At 71.0% G+C, this 22,877-nt stretch carries 19 protein-coding genes; 5 read left to right on the top strand and 14 right to left on the bottom strand.

The window, feature by feature from the left end:
- Window positions 1-357 precede the first annotated feature (357 nt).
- The 4 genes from NLX94_RS16680 (at window position 358) to NLX94_RS16665 (ending at window position 5,104) form a co-directional block, all read left to right on the top strand.
- Window positions 358-1,116 (top strand): peptidase inhibitor family I36 protein, encoded by a 759-nt coding sequence (locus tag NLX94_RS16680; protein ID WP_254383575.1) that lies wholly within the window; start codon window positions 358-360, stop codon window positions 1,114-1,116.
- On the top strand, window positions 1,113-2,720 hold the full coding sequence (locus tag NLX94_RS16675; protein WP_254383574.1) for a phosphodiester glycosidase family protein: 1,608 nt from the start codon (window positions 1,113-1,115) through the stop codon (window positions 2,718-2,720). The genes NLX94_RS16680 and NLX94_RS16675 overlap by 4 nt, the downstream gene beginning before the upstream one ends.
- Window positions 2,721-2,858: 138 nt before the next feature.
- Window positions 2,859-4,085, top strand: coding sequence for a glycosyltransferase (locus NLX94_RS16670; protein WP_254383573.1), 1,227 nt, complete (start codon window positions 2,859-2,861; stop codon window positions 4,083-4,085).
- On the top strand, window positions 4,082-5,104 hold the full coding sequence (locus NLX94_RS16665; protein ID WP_254383572.1) for an SDR family NAD(P)-dependent oxidoreductase: 1,023 nt from the start codon (window positions 4,082-4,084) through the stop codon (window positions 5,102-5,104). Before NLX94_RS16670 ends, NLX94_RS16665 begins: the two co-directional genes overlap by 4 nt.
- 28 nt (window positions 5,105-5,132) lie before the next feature.
- On the opposite strand, the gene NLX94_RS16660 is transcribed toward NLX94_RS16665, so the two are convergent.
- The 5 genes from NLX94_RS16660 to NLX94_RS16640 all read right to left on the bottom strand — a co-directional run bounded on the left by NLX94_RS16660 (window position 5,133) and on the right by NLX94_RS16640 (window position 10,043).
- Complete coding sequence (locus tag NLX94_RS16660; RefSeq protein WP_254383571.1) at window positions 5,133-6,725, bottom strand: Na+/H+ antiporter; 1,593 nt, start codon at window positions 6,723-6,725, stop codon at window positions 5,133-5,135.
- A 259-nt stretch (window positions 6,726-6,984) separates the two neighbouring features.
- Window positions 6,985-7,455 carry a GNAT family N-acetyltransferase gene (locus NLX94_RS16655; RefSeq protein ID WP_254383569.1) on the bottom strand — a complete coding sequence of 157 codons (471 nt, stop codon included), beginning with the start codon at window positions 7,453-7,455 and terminating at the stop codon, window positions 6,985-6,987.
- A complete protein-coding gene (locus NLX94_RS16650) occupies window positions 7,452-8,393 on the bottom strand; it encodes an RluA family pseudouridine synthase (RefSeq protein WP_254383567.1) in 942 nt (313 codons plus the stop codon). The genes NLX94_RS16655 and NLX94_RS16650 overlap by 4 nt, the downstream gene beginning before the upstream one ends.
- Window positions 8,394-8,467: 74 nt before the next feature.
- The gene (gene lspA, locus NLX94_RS16645) at window positions 8,468-9,031 is read right to left on the bottom strand and encodes a signal peptidase II (protein WP_254383565.1); all 564 of its coding nucleotides are present in this window, start codon (window positions 9,029-9,031) and stop codon (window positions 8,468-8,470) included.
- Between the two features lie 235 nt (window positions 9,032-9,266).
- Window positions 9,267-10,043: a TraR/DksA family transcriptional regulator gene (locus NLX94_RS16640; RefSeq protein WP_254383563.1), complete on the bottom strand. Its 777-nt coding sequence runs from the start codon at window positions 10,041-10,043 to the stop codon at window positions 9,267-9,269.
- 586 nt (window positions 10,044-10,629) lie between these two features.
- On the opposite strand from NLX94_RS16640, the gene ileS reads away from it, so the two are divergent.
- Window positions 10,630-13,776 (top strand): isoleucine--tRNA ligase, encoded by a 3,147-nt coding sequence (ileS, locus tag NLX94_RS16635; protein WP_254383561.1) that lies wholly within the window; start codon window positions 10,630-10,632, stop codon window positions 13,774-13,776.
- A 258-nt stretch (window positions 13,777-14,034) separates the two neighbouring features.
- Here ileS and NLX94_RS16630 read toward each other — a convergent pair whose 3' ends face one another.
- The 9 genes from NLX94_RS16630 to ftsW all read right to left on the bottom strand — a co-directional run bounded on the left by NLX94_RS16630 (window position 14,035) and on the right by ftsW (window position 22,833).
- Window positions 14,035-15,273: a DivIVA domain-containing protein gene (locus NLX94_RS16630; protein ID WP_254383559.1), complete on the bottom strand. Its 1,239-nt coding sequence runs from the start codon at window positions 15,271-15,273 to the stop codon at window positions 14,035-14,037.
- 82 nt (window positions 15,274-15,355) lie between these two features.
- Window positions 15,356-15,652, bottom strand: a complete 297-nt coding sequence (locus NLX94_RS16625) for a YggT family protein (RefSeq protein ID WP_112450285.1) — start codon at window positions 15,650-15,652, stop codon at window positions 15,356-15,358.
- 60 nt (window positions 15,653-15,712) lie between these two features.
- Window positions 15,713-16,333 (bottom strand): cell division protein SepF, encoded by a 621-nt coding sequence (locus tag NLX94_RS16620; RefSeq protein ID WP_254383557.1) that lies wholly within the window; start codon window positions 16,331-16,333, stop codon window positions 15,713-15,715.
- A gap of 151 nt (window positions 16,334-16,484) precedes the next feature.
- Complete coding sequence (locus NLX94_RS16615; protein WP_254383556.1) at window positions 16,485-17,204, bottom strand: YggS family pyridoxal phosphate-dependent enzyme; 720 nt, start codon at window positions 17,202-17,204, stop codon at window positions 16,485-16,487.
- Window positions 17,205-17,207: 3 nt separating this feature from the next.
- Complete coding sequence (pgeF, locus tag NLX94_RS16610) at window positions 17,208-17,939, bottom strand: peptidoglycan editing factor PgeF (protein ID WP_254383554.1); 732 nt, start codon at window positions 17,937-17,939, stop codon at window positions 17,208-17,210.
- The gene (ftsZ, locus tag NLX94_RS16605) at window positions 17,936-19,135 is read right to left on the bottom strand and encodes a cell division protein FtsZ (RefSeq protein WP_243330151.1); all 1,200 of its coding nucleotides are present in this window, start codon (window positions 19,133-19,135) and stop codon (window positions 17,936-17,938) included. Before ftsZ ends, pgeF begins: the two co-directional genes overlap by 4 nt.
- 280 nt (window positions 19,136-19,415) lie before the next feature.
- On the bottom strand, window positions 19,416-20,291 hold the full coding sequence (locus tag NLX94_RS16600; protein WP_374683968.1) for a cell division protein FtsQ/DivIB: 876 nt from the start codon (window positions 20,289-20,291) through the stop codon (window positions 19,416-19,418).
- 31 nt (window positions 20,292-20,322) lie between these two features.
- Entirely contained in the window at window positions 20,323-21,417 is a 1,095-nt protein-coding gene (murG, locus tag NLX94_RS16595; protein ID WP_254383552.1) for an undecaprenyldiphospho-muramoylpentapeptide beta-N-acetylglucosaminyltransferase, read from the bottom strand.
- Between the two features lie 6 nt (window positions 21,418-21,423).
- The gene (ftsW, locus tag NLX94_RS16590) at window positions 21,424-22,833 is read right to left on the bottom strand and encodes a putative lipid II flippase FtsW (RefSeq protein WP_254383550.1); all 1,410 of its coding nucleotides are present in this window, start codon (window positions 22,831-22,833) and stop codon (window positions 21,424-21,426) included.
- Between the last annotated feature and the right edge of the window lie 44 nt (window positions 22,834-22,877).

The raw sequence follows: 22,877 nt of genomic DNA, 5'->3' as shown, positions 1-22,877 counted from the left end.
GCGGCCTTCCCTGGCCAGCGACGCGAATGCTCGGTGTCACTCGGTACGACTCGATGTCATCCGGAGGCAGTCGGCTCAACGCCATGGGGCAAAACAAGATCGTCAAGGGGTGCAGAGGTGCGACCAGGGGTGGGGTCCAGGATCTCGCGGCTCGCCCAGACCCGGGAGGGCCCGCACAGGGATTCCCCCGAAGTCATCGCAGGTAGAGGCGGGCGTCGTCACTCCGCATGCCAACTAGAACGCGCATCGAGGCCAACTACAACGCTAAAACTAGAGCGCTAAGTCTCACCAAAGTACGAGATGGTCCCCCGAGCCGATCTCACGTGTCGAAAACCTGTTCACTCTTTCTTGTTCGCGATGACAGACTCCCGCCCCGTGAAGATCAACATCCTGCGCGGCTCCTGGATTGTCGGAGCCCTGGCGCTGCTGTGTTCAGCGCTGTTCGCCCTGCCGGCGTCCGCCGACGCCTACCCCGACTGCGCAACCGACCGGCTCTGCCTCTACACCGGCCAGAAGGGTTCGATGGCCGCCGGAGAGACGAAGCCCCGCGCCTACGAGCACCAGAACCCGCAGTCCTACTCCGGCGAGTTCAGCGACAAGACCAAGTCGGTGTTCAACAACACCGGCTACTGGGCCTGCCTCTACGGGGAGACCGGCTGGGGCTCGGCCGTCGCGGCCGTGAAGCCGGGGGGCACGGCGGACATCTCCGCGCAGAGCTCTGTGGAGGAACTCAAGAACATGGCGGCCGTGGGCGTCAGCTCCCACAAGCTGGCCCCCAGCAGGGGGCTCTGCTTCACGGGCTACGAGCGCTGCCCGGACAACCAGCTGTGCCTGTTCAAGGAGACCGCCGGCCGCGGCGCGTGGATCGCCTTCACCGCGAGCACCGACGCGTACGCCACGGAATGGGACCGCGCGGCCATGTCCGTCATGAACCGCACCACCAAGCACGCCTGCCTCTACAGCAACATCGGTCAGACCGGCAGCTGGAACTCGGTCACCAACGGCGTCCACAAGGCCTACGCCGTCCTCAGCGGTGACAGCACCAGCCTGGTACAGCCGTACCTGGGCGACGTCCAATCCCACAAGCTCGCCTCGAACTCGGACTGCACCTCATGACCAACACCTTCCGCCGCGCCCCGCGCGGACTGATCGCCTCCGCCGCCGCCCTGAGCGCGATGCTCCTGCTCGCCACGTCGAGCCCCTCGGGGGCCGCGGGAACCGCCGTCGAAAGCCCCACCGGGTGGACGAAGCAGCCGGACAGCAAGGAACTGGCCGGCGGCGCCGAACACTTCCGCTTCATCGAGGACGTCGCGACCCCGGGCCACCCGACCAGGCGCGAGCTGAACGTGCTGCGCCTCGACCCGGCCAAGGGGGCCCTGCGGATCGAGAGCACGGTCGGCGCCTCGATCAGCGGCAGGGAGAGCGTCCGGGACCAGCTGAAGGCGGGCTTCTTCAAGGATCACCCGCCGCTCGCCGGGATCAACGGCTCCTACTTCCTCCCCGAGCCGAAGTCCGGTGTTCCGGGCTCCGAGGAAACCCTGGCCTTCCTGGGTGTCTCGGCCCGGGACGGGGTCCTCAACTCGATCAGCTGTGTGAGGCCCCTGCGCAACTCCGCGGGCGGGTTCGTCAAGGACGACAAGAACAAGCTGGTGCCGGACTACGGAAACCAGGCCGTCGTCCTTCAGTACGGGGTTCCCTACATCGCACGCCTGAAGGCCTCCGTCACCCTGTCGTACCTCGACAAGGACAAGAAGGAGGTCCTGGGCCGCACCCTCACCGTCGGGGGTGTCAACCGGGATCCCGGCCGCGCGCCCTGCGCTTACGACAAGGCGACGCTGAACAGCCAGGAGGAGACCCTCGCCCCCGTGGCGAAGCCGGCCTACACGACCGCCAACGAGATCGTCCTGTTCCACGACGGCTACGACGTGAAGACACCGAAGCCGAATCTCGACACGACGCCCGCGATCAACGAGGACGACGCCCAGGGCATCGAGGTCTCGGTCGGAGCCGACGGCACGATGGACCCGCCGACGACGGGCCGCGGCGGCCTGTCCGTGAAGTCCGGCGGTTACGTCCTCCAGGCCATCGGCCAAGGCGCGACGGACCTCACCGCGTTCGTCAACGACGCGACCGCGCAGGGCTACACGCTCAAGGTCACCCAGCAGGTCGAGGACATGGACCACACCAAGCAGGTCGACAGCACGACCGTCCAGCGGTCGGTGGACCTGGACGAGTCGGTCGACATCGTCAGCGGCATCCACCGGCTGCTGCAGGACGGGGAGACCTCCAAGATCCTCCCGTCCTGCGCCCGACTGATCGTATCCGCGAGCACCCTGCCGGGCGAGGGAGCGAGCACCCTGCCGGATGAGGTGGAGCAGGAGGAAGACCCCACCGTCAAGGAAAGCGACGCCTGCCTGGACGCCCGGACCGTACTGGGCGTCGACGCCCAAGGCCGCACCGTGCTCGCGACGCTCACCGGCCCTCGGGACGCGGCGGCCGGGAACCCCGACGGCGACTTCATGGCGAACGTCGCCAAAATGCTCAAGGACAACTTCGAGGTGATCGACGCCATCAACTTCGACGGCGGCGGCTCCACCACGATGATCGTCGGCGGTGTCCGCCAGACGGGCCGGACCGACTCGGTCAACCACTCACCCGACGGTGAGCGTCCCATCGCCGACTCCGTCTACGCGGGCAACGGCGGCATCGCCGTCAAGTAGCAGTCAGCACGCAGCAAACGCACGAGGCCCCGGGGTGACGACACCCCGGGGCCTCGTCGTGCTCCGGCGCCTCGTCGCACTCCGCGCCGGCGACCGCCCTCTTAGAACCTTCTTAGGGCGCAGCGGGAGTCTGCGTCCATGACCTCCTCACCCTCACCCACCTCCTCACGCCGGCCCCCGCACCCGCCGCTCTCCGTCGTGATCGGCGCGGGCGGCACCGGCGGCCACATCTATCCCGGGCTCGCGCTGGCGGAGGCGCTGCGTGCCGCCCTCCCGGACGCGCTGGTCTCCTTCATCGGCACCGAACGCGGTCTGGAGACCGAGCTGATCCCGGCCGCGGGCTACCGCCTGCACACCGTGGACATGATCCCCTTCGACCCGGCGCTGGGCGCCAAGCGCTATCTCCTCCCCGCCGCGCTGCTGCGCTCCGCCGGGCAGGCCCGGTCCGTGATCCGGGCGCAGGGCGCGCACGTGGCCGTCGGGATGGGCGGCTATCCGAGCGCGCCCGCCGTGCTCGGGGCCCGGCTGGCGGGACTGCCGGCGGTCATCCACGAGTCCAACGCGGTACCGGGCCGCGCCAACCAGTTCGCGGCCCGCCTCACCCCGCACATGGCGGTGGCCTTCGACCGCAGCCGGGAGCACCTGGCGGGCGGGGCCCGGGCGCTGACCACCGGGATGCCGATCTCCGCCGCCCTGTCGGGCCTCGCCGAACTGCCGGGCCCCGAGCGTACGGCCCTGCGCGCGCGGGCCCGGCGGGAGCTCGGGGTGCCGGACGGGCGGCGGCTGGTGGTGTTCAACGGCGGCAGCCTGGGCGCCGTACGCCTGACCGCGGCCGCGGCCGGGCTGGCGGCGGCCTGGCAGGCGCGGGAGGACGTACAGCTGCTGATCAAGACGGGGCCGGCGGCGCACGCGGACACGGTGGCGGAGCTGTCCGCCTCGGGCGGGCGGCGGATCGCGCGGGCCGTGCCGTACCTGGACCGGATGGACCTGGTCTACGCCGCCGCCGACCTGGTCGTGTGCCGGGCGGGCTCGGCGACGGTGGCGGAGCTCGCGGCGACCGGGGTCCCCGCGGTGCTGGTCCCCTACCCGTACGCCCCGGGCGACCACCAGACCCACAACGCGCGGGTGCTGTCCGACGCGGGTGCCGGCCTGCTGCTGGCGGACGCCGAGGCCACGGCCGGCCGCCTCGCGGACCTGCTCGCCCCGCTCCTGGCCGACCCGGCGCGGCTGGCGGCGATGGCCGGCGCGGCCGACCCGGGCCCGCACGCACGGGCCGCCGAACTGCTGGCCTCGCAGGTCCTGCGGATCGCCGGATTCCCCTCCCTCTCCCCCACTCCCACCCCCATTCCCCTGGAGCTCGTATGACCACGCCCACGCCCCTTCACGCTCCCGCCGACTGGAGCGGCCGGACCGTCCTCGTCACGGGCGCCGAGGGGTTCATCGGCTCCACCCTCATCGACCTGCTGGTCGCACGGGGCGCGAAGGTGCGCGCCTTCGTGCACTACAAGCCGTACGCGGAGAAGGGCCACCTGGCCCGGTACCTGGCCGACCCCGGCGGCCCGGTGGAGATGTGGGCCGGCGACGTCCGCGACGCGGGCCGGGTCAGCGACGCGGTGGCCGGCTGCGACACCGTCTTCCACCTGGCGGCGCTGATCGGGATCCCGTACAGCTACGACTCGCCCGGCGCGTACGTCCAGACCAACGTCACCGGCACCGAGAACATGGCGGAGGCCTGCCGCCGCCACGGCGTGCGCCGCCTGGTCCACACCTCCACCAGCGAGGTCTACGGGACGGCCCTGACGGCCCCGATCTCCGAGAGCCACCCGCTCCAGCCGCAGTCCCCGTACTCCGCTTCGAAGATCGGCGCCGACATGATGGCGCTCTCCTTCCACCACGCCTTCGAACTGCCGGTGACGGTGGTCCGGCCGTTCAACACCTACGGCCCCCGCCAGTCGGCCCGCGCGGTCATCCCCACCATCCTCGCCCAGCTCCACTCGGGCGCCCGGGAGGTCCGCCTGGGCTCCCTGACCCCCACCCGGGACTTCACCTACGTGACCGACACCGCGGCCGGCTTCCTCGCGGTCGCGGAGTGCGACCGGGCCCTGGGCGAGGTGGTCAACCTCGGCGCCGGCGAGGAGATCTCCATCGGCGACCTGGCCCGGGCCCTGATCACGGCGTCGGGCCGGGACGCGGAGGTGGTCGTCGACCCGGCCCGGCTGCGCCCCTCGGGCAGCGAGGTCCAGCGCCTGCTGTCGGACAACAGCCGGGCCCGGGAGTGGGCGGGCTGGAAGCCCGAGGTCTCCCTCCAGGAGGGCCTGACCCGCACCTCGGAGTGGATAGCCGCCCACCTCCACCTCTTCGCCCCGGACCGCTACCAGGTATAGGCCCGCCCGGCCTCCGTCGGCCCGCGTTCTACGGATTGCGCAGACTGCGGACGTCCAGATGCCGCAGCACCCGGTCGACGATCTCCGGATCGGCGCCGGGTTCGCTGCGTGCGGACAGCACCTCGTGCCGGGCGGCGGACATCATCTCCTTCTGGATGCGCTGCACGTCGCGGATCCGCTCCACCCGCTTCGCGTACGCCTCCCGCCGCTCCTCGTCGACCATGTCCGGGCTGATCCTGGCGCCCACGTCGTACGCCCGGCGGTAGAGCATCTCCACCAGGTCCTCGGGCAGGTCCTCCACCTCCTCGATCTCCTTCAGCCGCCGCTTCGCGGCCTTGGCGGCGCGGATCGCCAGCCCGCGGGCGATCTCCGCCTCGGCGTCCGAGTCGGCCTCCACCCCGAGCCGGCGGACCAGCCACGGCAGGGTCAGCCCCTGGACCACCAGGGTGGTCATGATCACGGCGAAGGCGATGAAGACGATCTCCTGCCGGGCCGGGAAGGGTTCCCCCGCGTCCGTCTCGTACGGCAGGGCGAGCGCGAGCGCCACCGAGGCCACGCCCCGCATGCCCGCCCACCACATCACCACGGACTCCCGCCAGCTCAGCGGGATCTCCTCGTCGTAGTCGCGCCGCGAGTGGAGCCGTTTCGCGAGCCAGCCGGCCGGCAGCAGCCACACCAGCCGGACGCCGACCACCACCGCGACCACGGCCGCCGCCCACCCGACCATCTCCCCGGCCCGGCCGCTGGCCGCCCCGAAGACGTTGTGCAGCTCCAGCCCGATGAGCCCGAAGGCGACACCGGTGACCAGCATGTCGACGACCTCCCAGAACGTGTGGCCGGCGAGCCGGCCCAGCACGTCGTCGGCGTCGTTCGCGTACTCGGCCAGGAACAGCGCCGTGGTCAGCACGGCCAGCACACCGGAACCGCGGAACTCCTCGGCCACCACGTAGGCCACGAACGGCACGAGCAGCGTCAGCCCGATCTGGAGCGTGGCATCGCCGAGCCGCCCCATGAGCCGGTTGGCGGCCCAGCCGAGCCCGAGCCCCACCGCGACGGCCACGACGGCCGACAGCACGAACTCCCCGAGCGCCCCGGGCCACGAGAAGGTACCGCTCACGGCGGCGGCGACGGCCACGTGGTAGAGCACGATGGCGGTGACGTCGTTGAAGAGCCCCTCGCCCTCCAGGATCGACACCATGCGCCGCGGCAGCCCGAGCGACCCGGCCACGGCGGTGGCGGCGACGGGGTCGGGCGGGGCCACGAGCGCACCGAGCGCGACGGCGGCGGCGATCGGGAGCCCCGGTACGACGGCGTTCGCGACGGCGGCGACCGCCACGGTGGTCACGAAGACGAGGGCGACGGCCAGCAGCAGGATGGGCCGTACGTTGGCGGCGAACTGCCGCCAGGAGGTCCGCTGCACGGAGGCGTACAGCAGCGGGGGCAGCACGAGCGGCAGGATGTACTCGGGCGGGATGTCGACATTGGGCACCACGGGCACCAGCGCCAGCACGACGCCGCCGAGCGTCATCAGCACTGGCGCGGGCAGCCCCAGCCGGTCCCCGAGCGGCACCGTCACCACGGCCCCGAGCAACAGCACGAACAACAGCAGAAGCTGATCCACTCCCACACCCTGCCAGGGCGCTGCGCTCGGCGAGGCGGTTGAGGACGCGTGCCGCGCCGTGTCCTGGGGCTCCGCCCCAGACCCCGCGCCTCAAACGCCGGCGGGGCTGGAATTGCCCTCCGGGCAGTCCAGCCCCGCCGGCGTTTGAGGCGATCTTTTCAGCCCGTCCGACGTTTGAGGACCGGGTCAGGGCAGAGCCCTGGGAACGGTGGAAGGGCGGGTAGGGGACGGCCCCGCAGGGCTGCGCACCCCCGCCGGGCTACGGCAGAGCGCGCCTCATCGACCGGTGCGGAATACCCGCGTCCTCGAACTCCGGCCCGTAGGCCTCGTACCCGAGCCGCTCGTAGAACCCCATCGCATGGGTCTGCGCACCGAGGTCGACGGCCGAAAGGCCCAGCCGACCCGCCTCCGCCTCGATCGCCCGCACCAGCGCCACCCCGACCCCGAGCCCCCGCGCGGACTTGGTGACGGCCAGCCTCCCGAGCGAGCCGACCTCCGGGGAGCCCGTCTTGCCCAGGGCCCGCGGCCCGTACAGCAGCCGGCCGGTGCCCAGCGGCACCCCGTCCGGCCCCTCGGCCAGCACGTGCACCGCGATCTCGTCGTACGCGTCGTACTCGATCGACTCCGGCACCGACTGCTCGACCACGAAGACCTCGGTCCGCACGGCGAAGCAGGCCTTCAGGTCCGCCTCCGTGGCGACGACCCGTACGGTGACGCCGCCCGCGGTCACTCGCTCTCCTTGCGGATCACGTCCAGCGCGTTCTGCAGGTCCGCCGGGTAGGTGCTCTCGAACTCCACCCACTGCCCGTCCGACGGGTGCTCGAACCCGAGCCGCACCGCGTGCAGCCACTGCCGGGTGAGCCCGAGCCGCTTGGCGACGGTCGGGTCGGCGCCGTAGGTCAGGTCGCCGACGCAGGGGTGCTTGTGGGCCGCCATGTGCACGCGGATCTGGTGCGTGCGCCCGGTCTCCAGCTTGATGTCCAGCAGCGACGCGGCGCGGAAGGCCTCGATCAGGTCGTAGTGGGTGACGGAGGGCTTGCCCTCCTGGGTCACGGCCCACTTGTAGTCGGCGCTGGGGTGCCGCCCGATCGGCGCGTCGATCGTGCCGCTCATCGGGTCCGGGTGGCCCTGCACCAGCGCGTGGTAGCGCTTGTCGACGATCCGCTCGCGGAACTGGTTCTTCAGCGAGGTGTACGCGCGCTCCGACTTCGCGACGGCCATCAGGCCGGAGGTGCCGACGTCGAGCCGGTGCACGATGCCCTGGCGCTCGGAGGCGCCGGAGGTGGAGATGCGGTACCCGGCGGCGGCGAGGCCGCCGATGACGGTGGTGCCGGTCCAGCCGGGGCTGGGGTGCGCGGCGACGCCGACCGGCTTCATGATGACGACGATGTCGTCGTCGTCATGGACGATCTCCATGCCGGGGACGGGCTCGGCGACGACCTCGACCTTCCGGGGCGGCTCGGGCATCTCGACTTCGAGCCAGGCGCCGCCGTGCACGCGCTCGGACTTCCCGACGACACTGCCGTCGACCAGCACCTTTCCCGCAGCCGCGAGTTCGGCCGCCTTCGTCCGGGAAAAACCGAACATACGGGCGATGGCGGCGTCGACGCGCTCGCCCTCGAGGCCATCGGGAACGGGCAGGGTGCGGATCTCGGGAATCGTACTCACCCGTCGAGTATGCAGGACTCGGCCGAAGACCATTCCCGCGATCAGCCCGCGGACCGCCCGCCCACTCAGTCCATTCAGTCCTTGTGGACGGTGCCGTCCGGGTCCAGGCCCTTGAACGACAGCAGGACGATCAGGATCCCGCCGCACACGATCGCCGAGTCCGCGAGGTTGAAGACGGCGAAGTGGGCGGGTGCGATGAAGTCGACGACCGCTCCGCGGAAGACGCCCGGCGAGCGGAAGATCCGGTCGGTGAGGTTGCCCAGCGCCCCGCCGAGCAGCAGGCCCAGCGCGATCGCCCAGGGCAGGCTGTACAGCTTCCGCGCGAGCCGCACGATCACCACGATGACGGTGGCGGCGATGCAGGTGAAGATGATCGTGAAGGCCTCGCCGAAGCCGAAGGCGGCCCCGGGGTTGCGGATCGCGTCGAACTTCAGCAGGTCGCCGATGACCTGGATCGACGGCTGGTGCTCCAGCTTCGCGACGACCAGCATCTTGCTGCCCAGGTCGACCAGGTAGGCGAGGAGGGCCACCACGAGCAGCGCGACGATCCGCCGATGCCCCCTGGGCGCGGCGGAGTCGGGCTGGGTGCCGTCTTCCCCGGTCTCCGGCGTACCGATGATGCGCTCCGCCTCTGCCACGTGAGTCCCTCGAACTAGCTCGAACCAGGTTGTCGAACGGTACTGCGCCGACCGACCCGCCAGGTTCTGGACCCTGACGAGACACGAGAGTACGTCAGGGCACCCCGGGCCGCACCGCCCCGGCCGTCACACCCCGGGCCGGACCGGCGGAGCCTGCCGACCCGGCCCCCGGGCCCTCAGGCGCCCGTCCGGCGCCCTCCGGGGGCCCACCCTGCCCGCACCACCCGTTCCCGGCTCAGTGCCGCCGCTCCTGCTTCTGCTTGCAGTCCACGCACAGCGTGGCCCGGGGGAAGGCCTGCATCCGCGCCTTGCCGATGGGCTGGCCGCAGTTCTCGCACAGGCCGTACGTGCCCGACTCCAGCCGTTCCAGCGCGCGCTCGGTCTGCTCCAGCATCGAGTTGGCGTTCGCGGCGAGGGCGAGCTCGGACTCCCGGGTGATGTTCTTGGTTCCGGTATCGGCCTGGTCGTCGCCGGCGCCGTCGCCGGAGTCCCTCATCAGTCCGGAGATGGCCTCGTCGGAGGCCTGGAGCTCGGCGCGCAGCCGCAGCACCTCGCTCTCCAGCTCGGCCCGCGCGTCGGCGACCTCCGCCGGGGTCCAGGGGTCCTCTCCGGGCCGTACGGCGAGCTCTCCGGGCGCCAGGCCCTCGGTGCCCCGCGCCTTCGGCAGCCCGCTGGTCGCGGCGGCGGCCGTCTTCCTGGCCGTGCCGGTGCTCTTCTTGGCAACCACTTTCCGGGCTCCCGTCTCGTGCGCGGCCTGCGCCGCCCCCTCGGCCCCGGCCGTCTTGGCCGTGGCCTTCTTCGCGGCCGTCTTCCTGACGGCGGCCGCCGCCTTTTTCGCACCGGCGGCCTTCGTTCCGGTCTCCGCCTTCGCCGTGGCGCCCGTCCTCGTCGTGGCCGCCTTCGCGGCAGCCGCCTTCGTCGTGACAGCCGCCTTCTTCGCGGCAGCCGGCTTCTCCGCAGCCTTCGCGACAGCCTTCTTGGCAGTACTCCCGGCGGTCTTCTTCGCCACCATGGCCGCGGCCCCTTCACATACTGTGATCATTGCTCGCGAATCGTGCCGGAACGATAAATCGACTCCGGCCCCGCGGCAACGGGGCACGCGTCCATCGAGGTCAACCTGCATCCGTTGTGCCCAGCGGTGAGCCCGATAATCCGCCCCACCCGCCCCCTCCGCACCCCGGAGCGCCCCGTCGGCCCATTCGGGTCAGCCCGAGCCCCGGTCCGCGCCCCGCCCGGACCCCCGCGCCACGCCCCGTAAACCGGTCTGCCGACGCGCCCCCCGGCCCGTACACTGGGCCCAGCGAAAGGCATGGATGGGGACGAGTAGCGTCGGACGCAGCCAGGAGCGACCCGGGGACGGTGAGAGCCCGGGGGCGAGCGCGATGTGAAGGATCACCCCGGAGCCGCCGGAAGAAAGCCCGCCGGGATTCCCGTAGGGCGAGTAGAACCGGCTCGCACCCCAATGAGGGGGCCCTCGGACCGCAGGTCCGGAGGCCAAGGAGGGTGGTACCGCGGGAGCGGCTGGTCCTTGGAGACAAGGACGGGCTCTCGTCCCTCCGGACGGAAGTGACACCCCGCCGGAGGAAGAGTTCAGCCTCATGACCACACCGCCGCAGTACCGCCCGGTACCCGCCCAGGTCGACCTGCCTGCCCTCGAGCACGCGGTCCTCGACTTCTGGCGCGAGAGCAAGACCTTCGCCAAGACCCTGGAGCAGTCCGAGGGACGCCCCGAGTGGGTCTTCTACGAGGGCCCGCCCACCGCGAACGGCATGCCCGGCGCGCACCACATCGAGGCCCGCGTCTTCAAGGACGTCTTCCCCCGCTTCCGCACCATGCGCGGCTACCACGTGGCCCGCAAGGCCGGCTGGGACTGCCACGGCCTGCCCGTCGAGCTCGCCGTCGAGAAGGAGCTGGGCTTCAACGGCAAGAAGGACATCGAGGCGTACGGCATCGCCGAGTTCAACGCCAAGTGCCGCGAGTCGGTGACCCGCCACACCGACGCGTTCACCGAGCTCACGAACCGTATGGGCTACTGGGTCGACCTCGACGACGCCTACCGCACCATGGACCCCGAGTACGTCGAGTCCGTGTGGTGGTCGCTGAAGGAGATCTTCAACAAGGGCCTGCTCACCCAGGACCACCGCGTCGCCCCCTGGTGCCCCCGCTGCGGCACCGGCCTCTCGGACCACGAGCTGGCCCAGGGCTACGAGACGGTCGTCGACCCCTCGGTCTACGTCCGCTTCCCGCTGACCTCCGGCCCCCTCGCGGGCCAGGCGGCGCTCCTCGTCTGGACGACGACCCCCTGGACCCTGGTCTCCAACACCGCCGTGGCCGCGCACCCGGACGTCACGTACGTGGTCGCGACCAACGGTGAGGAGAAGCTGGTCGTCGCCCAGCCCCTCCTGGAGAAGTCCCTCGGCGAGGGCTGGGAGGCCACCGGCGAGTCCTTCACCGGCAAGGAGATGGAGCGCTGGACCTACCAGCGCCCCTTCGACCTGGTCGAGTTCCCGGAGCCCGCCCACTACGTCGTGAACGCCGAGTACGTCACGACCGAGGACGGCACCGGTCTGGTCCACCAGTCCCCCGCCTTCGGCGCCGACGACCTCGCGGTCTGCCGCGCGTACGGCCTGCCCGTCGTGAACCCGGTCCGCCCCGACGGCACCTTCGAGGAGGAGGTCCCGCTCGTCGGCGGGGTCTTCTTCAAGAAGGCCGACGAGAAGCTCACCGCCGACCTCGACGCGCGCGGCCTGCTCTTCAAGCACATCGCCTACGAGCACAGCTACCCGCACTGCTGGCGCTGCCACACCGCGCTGCTCTACTACGCGCAGCCGTCCTGGTACGTCCGCACCACCGCCGTCAAGGACGCGATGCTGCGGGAGAACGAGAAGACCAACTGGTTCCCGGACTCCGTCAAGCAGGGCCGCTTCGGCGACTGGCTGAACAACAACATCGACTGGGCGCTCTCCCGCAACCGCTACTGGGGCACCCCGCTGCCCATCTGGCGCTGCGAGGAGAACCACCTCACCTGCGTCGGCTCGCTCGCGGAGCTGAGCGACCTGACGGGCACGGACCAGTCGAACCTGGACCCGCACCGCCCCTACATCGACGAGGTCACCTTCCCCTGCACGGCGGAGGGCTGCACGCTCACCTCGGTCCGCGTGCCGGAGGTCATCGACGCCTGGTACGACTCGGGTTCGATGCCGTTCGCGCAGTGGGGCTACCCGCACAAGAACAAGGAGATCTTCGAGAAGCGCTACCCGGCGCAGTTCATCTCGGAGGCCATCGACCAGACCCGCGGGTGGTTCTACACCCTGATGGCGGTCGGCACCCTCGTCTTCGACAAGTCCTCCTACGAGAACGTGGTCTGCCTGGGCCACATCCTCGCCGAGGACGGCCGCAAGATGTCCAAGCACCTGGGCAACACCCTCGAACCGATCCAGCTGATGGACACGCACGGCGCGGACGCCGTCCGCTGGTTCATGGCCGCCGGCGGCTCCCCGTGGGCGGCGCGCCGCGTCGGCCACGGCACCATCCAGGAGGTCGTCCGCAAGACGCTCCTCACGTACTGGAACACGGTCGCCTTCCAGGCCCTGTACGCCCGCACCTCGAACTGGGCCCCGTCGGCCTCCGACCCGGCGCCCGCGGACCGCACGGTCCTCGACCGCTGGCTGCTCTCGGAGCTCCACAGCCTGACCACCGAGGTCACGGAGGCGATGGAGGCGTACGACACCCAGCGCGCCGGCAAGCTCCTCTCGGCCTTCGTCGACGACCTCTCCAACTGGTACGTCCGCCGCTCCCGCCGCCGCTTCTGGCAGGGCGACGCCGCCGCGCTGCGCACCCTGCACGAGGTGGTGGAGACGGTCACCCGCCTCCTCGCCCCCCTCACCCCCTTCATCACGGAGCGGGTCTGGCAGGACATGGTCGTCCCGGTCACCCCGGACGCCCCGGAGTCGGTGCACCTGACCACGTGGCCGGTCCCGGACTCCTCGGCGATCGACCCGGAGCTGTCCCGGCAGATGCTGCTGGTACGCCGCCTCGTGGAGCTGGGCCGCGCGACGCGGGCGGAGTCGGGCGTGAAGACCCGCCAGCCCCTGTCCCGGGCCCTGGTCGCCGTATCGGGCTTCGAGACCCTCTCCCCCGAGCTGCACTCGCAGATCACGGAGGAGCTGAACGTCTCCTCGCTGGCCTCCCTCTCGGAGGTGGGCGGCTCCCTGGTCGACACGACGGCCAAGGCGAACTTCCGTGCGCTGGGCAAGCGCTTCGGCAAGGGCGTGCAGGACGTGGCGAAGGCGGTGGCCGCGGCCGATGCGGCGGCGCTGTCCCTGGCCCTGCGCTCGGGCGAGGCCTCGGTGGAGGTGAACGGCGAGACCGTCACCCTCACCCCGGAGGAGGTCATCATCACGGAGACCCCGCGCGAGGGCTGGTCGGTGGCGTCCGACTCCGGCGCGACGGTCGCCCTGGACCTGGAGATCACTCCGGAGCTGCGGCTCGCGGGCCTGGCCCGTGACGCGATCCGCCTGATCCAGGAGGCCCGGAAGAACTCCGGCCTCGACGTGGCCGACCGCATCGCCCTGCGCTGGTCCACGTCGGACCCGGAGCTGGCGAAGGCCCTGACCGACCACGCGACCCTGATCGCGGACGAGGTCCTGGCCACGGACTACGCCTCCGGCGAGGCCGACGCGTCGTACGGCGACCCGTTCGAGGACGAGCCCCTGGGCCTGACCTTCCGCCTCCGCAAGGCATAGCTCCTCCGACCTGTGGCCCGGCGCCCCTCCTGGGGGGTACCGGGCCACAGCCGTTTCCTGTCCCCGCCGGCGTTTGAGGCGCGGGGTCCGGGGCGGAGCCCCGGGGAACGGGCGAAGGGCGGGTAGGGGACGGCCCCGCAGGGCTCCCCCGCCCGGCCCGCGGGGGCCCCGTACCGCCCGGGGTACGGAAACGGGCCGGGCCCGGTGCCCCCGAGGGGGAACCGGGCCCGGCCCGAACCGTCTGCCGACGGCTACCGCTTAGTTGTCGTCCTCGTCGATCAGGAAGCCCCGCATGGGAGACGGCGCCTGCTGCATCGGCTGCGGCCCAGCCGGCCGCACCGGAGCCATCGGCTGCGTCATCGCCGGGGACATCTGCTGCTGACCGCCACCGTAGGAGGGCGCCATCGGGGACGGGCCACCCATCGGCGAGGGACCGCCGCCCATGGACGGACCGCCCATGGAGTGCATCGCACCGGCCGGAGCCATCGACGGGGTCGGCGACGGCGGCAGCGCGGGACCGGCGGGGTTCCGCGGCGGAGCCAGCGAGTCGTCGGCCTGCGTCTCCAGCTGGCGCAGCTGCGACTCCAGGTAGGACTTCAGACGGGTGCGGTACTCACGCTCGAAGCCCCGCAGGTCCTCGACCTTGCGCTCCAGCGTGGCGCGGGCGGACTCCAGGGAGCCCATCGCGACGCGGTGCTTCTCCTGCGCGTCCCGCTCCAGCGCGTCGGCCTTGGCGCGGGCGTCCCGCTCCAGGCCCTCGGCGCGCGACCGGGCTTCGCCGACGATCTTGTTGGCCTCCGAGCGGGCCTCCGCGATCGCCTGGTCGGCGGTCTGCTGCGCGAGCGACAGGACGCGGGCGGCGCTGTCGCCACCGGGACCCTGCTGGGGGAGCTGCTGCGGCTGCTGGTGCATCTGCTGGCCCATGGGCTGCATCTGCTGCCCCATCGGCTGCATCTGCTGCCCCATCGGCTGGCCCATCTGCTGGCCGAGCGGGTTCTGGCCACCCATGGACTGCTGCATGGGGTTGCCCATCGGACCCGGACCCTGCTGGCCCATGCCCTGCGGCATGCCGGGCTGACCCATCTGCTGCTGCCCACCCATGGTGTGCTGCTGCATGGGGCCGCCCATCGGGCCGGGACCCTGCGGACCGCCGTGCCCGCCGGGGCCGGCCGGAAGCTGGGGCGGACCACCCTGGAGCTGCGGCTGACCCATGGGGGGCTGCTGCTGCGGGGGGCCGGATATGGCCGCGGGCACGGGGGCTCCGGGGCCACGCTGGTCCTGGGGCTCGGGCTTGCGCATGCCCTGCTGCTGGTTCTGCGCGGCGGCACGCGTGGCGGCCGCCAGCTTGGCGCGCAGGTCCTCGTTCTCGCGCAGCAGGCGCGTCAGTTCGGACTCGACCTCGTCGAGGAAGGCGTCGACCTCGTCCTCGTCATAGCCCTCTCGCAGGCGGACGGTCGTGAACTGCTTGTTCCGCACGTCCTCGGGAGTCAGCGGCATGTCTTCTTCACCTCTACGTAGTCGTCGGCAGTCGGCAGGACCGTATCGGGACTGTCCCCGCACCTGCGGGGGAGCTCATCGTTCACACGCTTCTCGCAGCGGTGCTCACGAAACTGATGAGGATGTAAACGATGATCATCAGAACGAAGAAGGACAGGTCGAGTGCCACGCCCCCGAGACGCAACGGCGGGATGAGCCGCCGAAGGAGCTTGAGCGGTGGATCGGTGACAGTGTAGGTGGCCTCCAGAACGACCACCATCGCCTTGCCGGGTGTCCATGAACGTGCGAACTGGAACACGTAGTCCATGACCAGTCGGAAGATCAGCACGATGAGGAAGCACATCAGCGCGATGTAGACCACTTGCAGTGCGACGCCCATCTAGCGCTTCCCTCTCCCCTGCTTCCGCCCTGTACCCGGTCCCGTATCTGACGGATCGGTCTAGCTTTGGTTGAAGAACCCGCCCTCCGCGATGCGGGCCTTGTCCTCCGCCGTGACATCGACGTTAGCAGGAGACAGCAGGAACACCTTCTGTGTCACGCGTTCAATGCTGCCGTGCAGACCGAAGACGAGGCCTGCGGCGAAGTCGACCAGACGCTTCGCGTCCGTGTCGTCCATCTCCGTGAGATTCATGATCACCGGAGTGCCCTCACGGAAGTGTTCCCCGATGGTACGGGCCTCGTTGTAGGTCCGGGGGTGCAGCGTCGTGATGCGGTACGGCTCCCGCTCGGAGACGACCTTGGGCATGATCACGGGGGCGTTCTTCTCCAGATTCGAGCGTTCGGGTGTGATGGACGCCACGGGGGCGATTCGCGCGGGACGTCCGTTTTCAACCGGCATTGGGAGGGGTTCTCTTGGTGCCGGAGGCTGGGCAACTCGCACCGGTTCGTCCGATACGGGCGATTGATGCGAAACGGGTGGCTGTCGGCGGTCCCGCTCTCGCGGCCGCTCGGGCTCCGGCTCGGGTTCGAACTCGTCGTCGGGGTCGTACCCCGGGTTGTCGTACCGGTCGTCCTCCACGAGGCCGAGGTAGACCGCCATCTTGCGCATCGCGCCGGCCATTCTCTGAGTCCTCCGCTCTGTGGTGGATCGCCCTGTCGCAGGTGTCTCGCCGTGTCACGAATGTCACCAACTGCCCGCGATCCACGTGGCCTGTCCGCTCATCAGCGGAAATGACCATATTTTCTGCTGTGGTCCGACTTTCTTCGCGACGTTACCCGAGCCGGGGTCTCGCGCCGAGTACCGCAGTGCCGACGCGTACATGTGTCGCACCGGCCGCAACGGCCTGTTCCAGGTCTGCGCTCATCCCGGCCGACACCATCGTGGCAGCCGGATGGTCCGCGCGCAGGCGGGATGACAATTCCACCAGCCGCTCGAAGGCCGCCTGTTCGCGTCCCGCGTACCGCCCGGCCAGCGGAGCGACCGTCATGAGGCCGTCGATGCGCAGTCCGGGAGCCGCGGCCACGAGGTCCGCCAGCTCGGCGAGCTGCTCGGGCGCCGCACCGCCGCGGGCCCCCCGTTCGCCCGACTCGGCGTCGAGGGCGATCTGCACCAGGCAGCCCAGTTCCCGTCCGGCGCCTTCCGCGGCCGCCGAGAGGGCGGTGACGAGCTTCGGGCGGTCGACGGACTGCACGAGGTGCGCGTATCCCGCCACCGAACGGACTTTGTTCGTCTGCAACTGGCCGACGAAGTGCCAGGTGAGGGGCAGATCCGCACAGGCTGCGGCCTTGGGGGCCGCATCCTGGTCCCGGTTTTCCGCCACGTGACGGACACCCAGGTCCGCCAGCAGTCGTACGTCGCTCGCCGGGTAGGTCTTGGTGACCACGATGAGGGTCACCTCTTCCCGCTTGCGGCCGGCGGCCGCGCAGGCGGCCCCGATCCGCTCCTCCACCCGCGCGAGGTTCTCGGCGAGCTCGGACTTACGATCCGTCATTCTTCAGTCCAACCAGACATATCCGGCAAGCCGCCCGGTCATCCGGTCGCGGCGGTACGAGAAGTGGTCCCGCGACTCCAGTGTGCAGACCGGGGACCGGCCGAGGTCGGCCACCCCCGCCTCCGCGAGCTGGGCGTGCACTCCTGCCACCACGTCGACGGCCGGTGTTCCCCAGCTCGTCTCGGCGTAAGCGGCCGGCACCACCTCGGCGACGGCCGCCCGCATCTCGGCGGGAACCTCGTAGCAGCGTCCGCACACCGCCGGTCCGGTACGGGCCACCATCCGCGCGGGGTCGGCCCCGAGCGCGACCATCGCCTCGACGGCGGCCCCCACGACTCCGGCGACCAGTCCGGGCCGCCCGGCGTGGGCGGCTCCCGCGACGCCGGCGACGGGGTCGGCCAGCAGGACGGGGGTGCAGTCGGCGGTGAGGACGGCGAGGGCGAGCCCCCGACGGGCGGTCACCACCGCGTCCACAGCGGGGACCTGCTGGTCAGGGCCCCACGGGCCGTCGACCACCGCCACCTCGCGGCCGTGCACCTGGTTCATCCAGACCACCCGGTCCGGCGCGATGCCCAGCGCCTTCGCCGCGAGGGCCCGGTTCGCACGAACGGCGGCCGGGTCGTCTCCGACCGCGCCGCCGAGATTGAGCTCCTCGTACGGAACGGCGCTCACCCCGCCCCACCGGTCGGTGAAGGCGAAGTGGGCGCCGCTCTCGCTGTGCTGCTCCAGGGTCACTTCAAGAAGTCCGGGACGTCCAGCTCCTCGGCCGGGCTGTCCTGGTACGGCCGGGCCGTCGGGACCTGCGGGGCCGGAGCCTCGGCGACCGGGACCGGCTCGCTGCGGACCGGCTCCTCGCGCGGGGTGACCGAGCCGAGTCCGCCGAAGGCCGGGCGGGCCGGCTCGGCGGCACGGACCGGAGCCGGGGCCGGCTCCTCGCGCTTGGTGGAGGCCGCGCCGATGACGTTGTCACGGCGGGCCGGGGGCTGTCCGCCGTCGAACCCGGCCGCGATGACGGTGACCCGCACCTCGTCGCCGAGCGCGTCGTCGATGACGGCACCGAAGATGATGTTCGCCTCGGGGTGCGCGGCCTCGCTCACCAGCTGCGCGGCCTCGTTGATCTCGAAGAGACCGAGGTCCGAGCCACCGGAGATGGAGAGCAGCACGCCGCGGGCTCCGTCGATGGACGCCTCCAGCAGCGGCGAGGAGATCGCCATCTCGGCCGCGGCCACCGCGCGGTCGTCGCCGCGGGCCGAGCCGATGCCCATCAGGGCCGAGCCCGCCTCGGACATCACGGACTTGACGTCCGCGAAGTCGAGGTTGATCAGACCCGGGGTGGTGATGAGGTCGGTGATGCCCTGGACGCCGGACAGCAGGACCTGGTCCGCCGACTTGAAGGCGTCGAGCACGCTGACCTGGCGGTCCGAGATGGACAGCAGGCGGTCGTTGGGGATGACGATGAGGGTGTCGACCTGCTCGCGGAGCTGGGCGATGCCGTCCTCGGCCTGGTTCGCGCGGCGCCGGCCCTCGAAGGTGAACGGCCGGGTGACCACACCGATCGTCAGGGCGCCCAGCGAGCGCGCGATGTTGGCGACGACGGGTGCGCCGCCCGTTCCGGTGCCGCCGCCTTCGCCGGCGGTGACGAAGACCATGTCGGCCCCCTTGAGGACCTCCTCGATCTCCTCGCGGTGGTCCTCTGCCGCCTTGCGGCCGACATCCGGGTTGGCGCCTGCGCCAAGACCCCGCGTGAGTTCCCGGCCGACGTCGAGCTTGACGTCGGCGTCGCTCATCAACAGCGCCTGGGCGTCTGTGTTGATGGCGATGAACTCGACGCCCTTGAGACCGACCTCGATCATTCGGTTGATGGCATTGACACCACCGCCGCCGACACCGATGACCTTGATGACTGCGAGGTAGTTCTGCGGTGCTGCCACGTCGAAGGCCTCTCGCCTCGAGTTACGTGTCGTTCGCCTCGCGGGCCTGCGGTGCGACGACTGATGCCGAAATTGGGACGGTCCGTACACGCCGACCCGAACCCTAACCCTGAAGTTTAGGGTTATGAGTGTGTCTGTTCCTTGGACTCTTCCGAACAGGACACTAAGTCGACAAGTAGCGCGTGTTCAACGAACACGCCGAACCTCCCGTTTTTCTTTTCACCCTATGTGATCACCCGTATCGGTGGCCAACCAGGGTGCGACGCTGTTCGACCGGACGTCAACTACCGGACACCGCCGGGGCGGTGGGGACGCTCACGTCGAATCGGTCAGCCTTGGGCGAGGCCTTCAGGAGTGCGGTCAGTGCCCGGCCCTTCGCCTCGCCCTGTTCGCCGCTCCCCCAGACCACCGTTCGGCCGCCGGTCAACTCCAGTACCACCGAGTCGTAGGACCGGACCTTGACCTGCACGGTCTCCTTGCGGACGGGTTCCGGAAGGACTCCGGCGATCCCGACGGCCTCGCGCAGCAGCCGTTCCTCGTCGAAACGGCGGCCGCTCGGAGACTGCTGGGCGCTCAGGTCGAGGAGCGGAACGCCTTCCGGTGCTTGTCCGACCGTGTCGAATCGCACACCGGAACCGTCCACTTCCACGAACTGCGCGTCCTTCCTGATGAGCAGAACGGGTTTGCGTTCCGTCACCTTCAACCCGATTCCGTGCGGCCAGGCCCGCACCACATCGACCGAATCGATACGGGGCAGGCGGCCGCGGAGCCGGGCTTCGATCTCGTCGGTGTCCACGGACACCAGGGGTGCGCCGACCGGAACGGCCGCCGCCGCCAGCACCTGGTCCCGGGTCAGGACCTCGGTGCCGGCCGCGGTGACCTTCTCGACCCGGAGCCAGGAGGAGCCGTAGAGCACCCAGGTGCAGCCGGCGGCCAGCAGCAGGGCGAGGACCGTGCAGGCCACCACGAGGGGACCCCGGCGCAGTCCTCCCGGGAGCCGCCCGCCGGGGCGCGGCCCGCGGGGTCCCCCCGGGCCGGATCCCCCGGGCGGCTTCGGCGGCTTGGGGGCCTTCGGGGTCCCCAGCCGCCGGAGGGGGCCGGAGCCCTTCCCGGCGGCTCCCGGACCGCCACGGCGCGCGGTGCTCGCTCCGGCCACTCCTGTGCCTCCTGCGTCGGTGCTTCCCGCGTCAGCGGGCTCTGTTGGCTGCGATCGCCTCGTACACCATGCCGACGAGGAGCTCGTCCGCGTCCCGGCGGCCGAACTCGGCGGCGGCGCGGGACATCTCGTACAGCCGGTGCGGGTCGGCGAGCACCGGGAGGACCTGGCTCTGCACCCACTGGGGCGTCAGTTCCGCGTCGTCCACGAGCAGGCCGCCGCCGGCCTTGACCACCGGCTGGGCGTTGAGCCGCTGTTCGCCGTTGCCGATCGGCAGCGGGACGTAGGCGGCGGGCAGCCCGACGGCGGACAGTTCGGCGACGGTCATCGCGCCCGCGCGGCAGAGCATCATGTCGGCCGCGGCGTACGCGAGATCCATCCGGTCCAGGTACGGTACCGGCACATACGGCGGCATCCCGGGCATGTTGTCGACACGCGGCAGTTCGTTCTTCGGGCCGACCGCGTGCAGGATCTGGACCCCGGAGCGCTGGAGGGTCGGCGCGATCTGCTCGATCGTCTCGTTGAGGCGGCGGGCGCCCTGCGAACCGCCGGAGACCAGCAGCGTCGGCAGGTTGGGGTCCAGGCCGAAGGCGGCGCGCGCCTCCGGGCGGACCAGGGCCCGGTCGAGGGTGGAGATGGAGCGGCGCAGCGGGATGCCCACGTAGCGGGCGCCGCGCAGTTTGCTGTCGGGGGTGGAGACCGCGACGGCGAACGCGTACCGGGAGCCGATCTTGTTGGCCAGTCCGGGCCGGGCGTTGGCCTCGTGGACGATGATCGGCACCCCGAGGCGCTTGGCCGCGAGGTAGCCGGGCAGGGCCACGTAGCCGCCGAATCCGACGACGCAGTCGGCCTTGGTGCGGATCAGGATCTCCTCCGCGGCCTTGATGGTGCCGCGCAGCCGTCCCGGGACGGTGATCAGCTCGGGCGTGGGCCTGCGGGGCAGCGGGACGGCCGGGATCAGTCCCAGCTCGTAGCCGCGCTCGGGCACCAGGCGGGTTTCGAGTCCGCGTTCCGTGCCGAGGGCGGTGATGCCCACGGAAGGGTCCTGCCTGCGCAGGGCGTCCGCGAGGGCGAGCGCCGGCTCGATGTGGCCGGCGGTCCCCCCACCGGCGAGTACGACATGCACGGAAAATCACCGCTCTCCGGACGGACGCTTCTTGACGCGCCGTCCCATCGACTTCCATCTCTGCCCGGTCCGCGTCCGGCCGTTCTTGGGCCTCCGCATCGCGAGCGCCGCCCGTGCCGCCGGCTCCTCCCGCGCGAAGGCGATGAGCAGTCCGACCGCGAACATGGTCGGCAGCAAGGCTGACCCGCCGTAGGAGAACAGCGGGAGCGGAACCCCGGCGATCGGCAGCAGGCCGAGCACCGCCCCGATGTTGATCACGGCCTGCGCCGTGATCCAGGTGGTCACGCCTCCCGCGGCAAACCGTACGAAGGGGTCCTCCGTGCGTCCGGCCACGCGGATACCCGCATAGCCTAGGGCCGCGAACAGGGCGAGCACCGACAGCGTCCCCGCCAGCCCCAGTTCCTCGCCGGTGATGGCGAAGATGAAGTCGGTGTGGGCCTCCGGCAGTTGCCCCCATTTTTCCACACTGGCACCCAGTCCGGAACCGAACCATCCGCCTGAGGCGAGGGCGTAGATTCCGTGGACGGCCTGCCAGCACAGGCCGTTCTCGGGCAGTTCGGTCACTCCGATGCACTGGAGCCGGTCCATGCGGTGCGGGCTGGTCTTGATGAGCAGCGCCACGAGCACGCCCGCAAGGGCCAGGACCGTCGCGAACATCCGCGTCGGGGCCCCGGCCAGCCACAGCAGGCCGAACAGGATGGCGCCGAGGATCATCGCGGTGCCCATGTCCCCGCCCAGCATGATGAGCCCGAGCAGCAGGAAGGTGACCGGGACCAGCGGCACCAGCAGGTGCTTCCACTGGCTCAGCAGGTCCTTGTCGCCCTTGCGCGCCAGCAGGTCGGCGCCCCAGAGGATGAGGGCCAGTTTGCCGAACTCACTGGGCTGCAGCATGAACGGACCGCCAAGGGAGATCCAATTCTGGTTGCCGTTGATCGACACTCCTATCCCGGGGACCTGGACCAGGACCATCAGGAAGAGCGTGCCGGTGAGCACCGGATAGGACAGGGCCCGGTGGAGCTTGACGGGCATCCGGGAGGCGATCAGGAGCAGTCCGGTGCCGATCGCGGCCGCCAGGAACTGCTTCTTGAAGAAGTACGCGTCGCCCAGGCCGAGCTGGAGCGCCTTGATCATGGAGGCCGAGTAGACCATCACCAGGCCGAGCACGGTGATGAGCAGCGAGCTGCCGAAGATCAGGTAATACGCCGTGAGGGGCCGGTCCCAGGCCCGGCGCAACTGCCGGTGCGTACGCCGCAGCCGGGTCAGCGGCCCGCCGCCGGCGGGCCGCCGCGGACGTGCGGCGGGGCGACCTCTGCCGCCCAGCACCCCCCGGCCGGCCCTGGGCGCCCTGGGGGCACCGGGTTTGGCGCTCTTGTCGGTGGACGGCCGCCGCCCCGGCAGCACTTGCTTGGCCGGCATCTGTGATCTTCCCCTCCAACTCGTACGAGGCGAGCAGCCGGTCG

The sequence above is a fragment of the Streptomyces sp. TBY4 genome, assembly GCF_024213195.1.
GTDB lineage: Bacteria > Actinomycetota > Actinomycetes > Streptomycetales > Streptomycetaceae > Streptomyces.
Note: the sequence above shows the minus strand (reverse complement) of the source record. Positions and strands in the feature narration are given on the sequence as shown.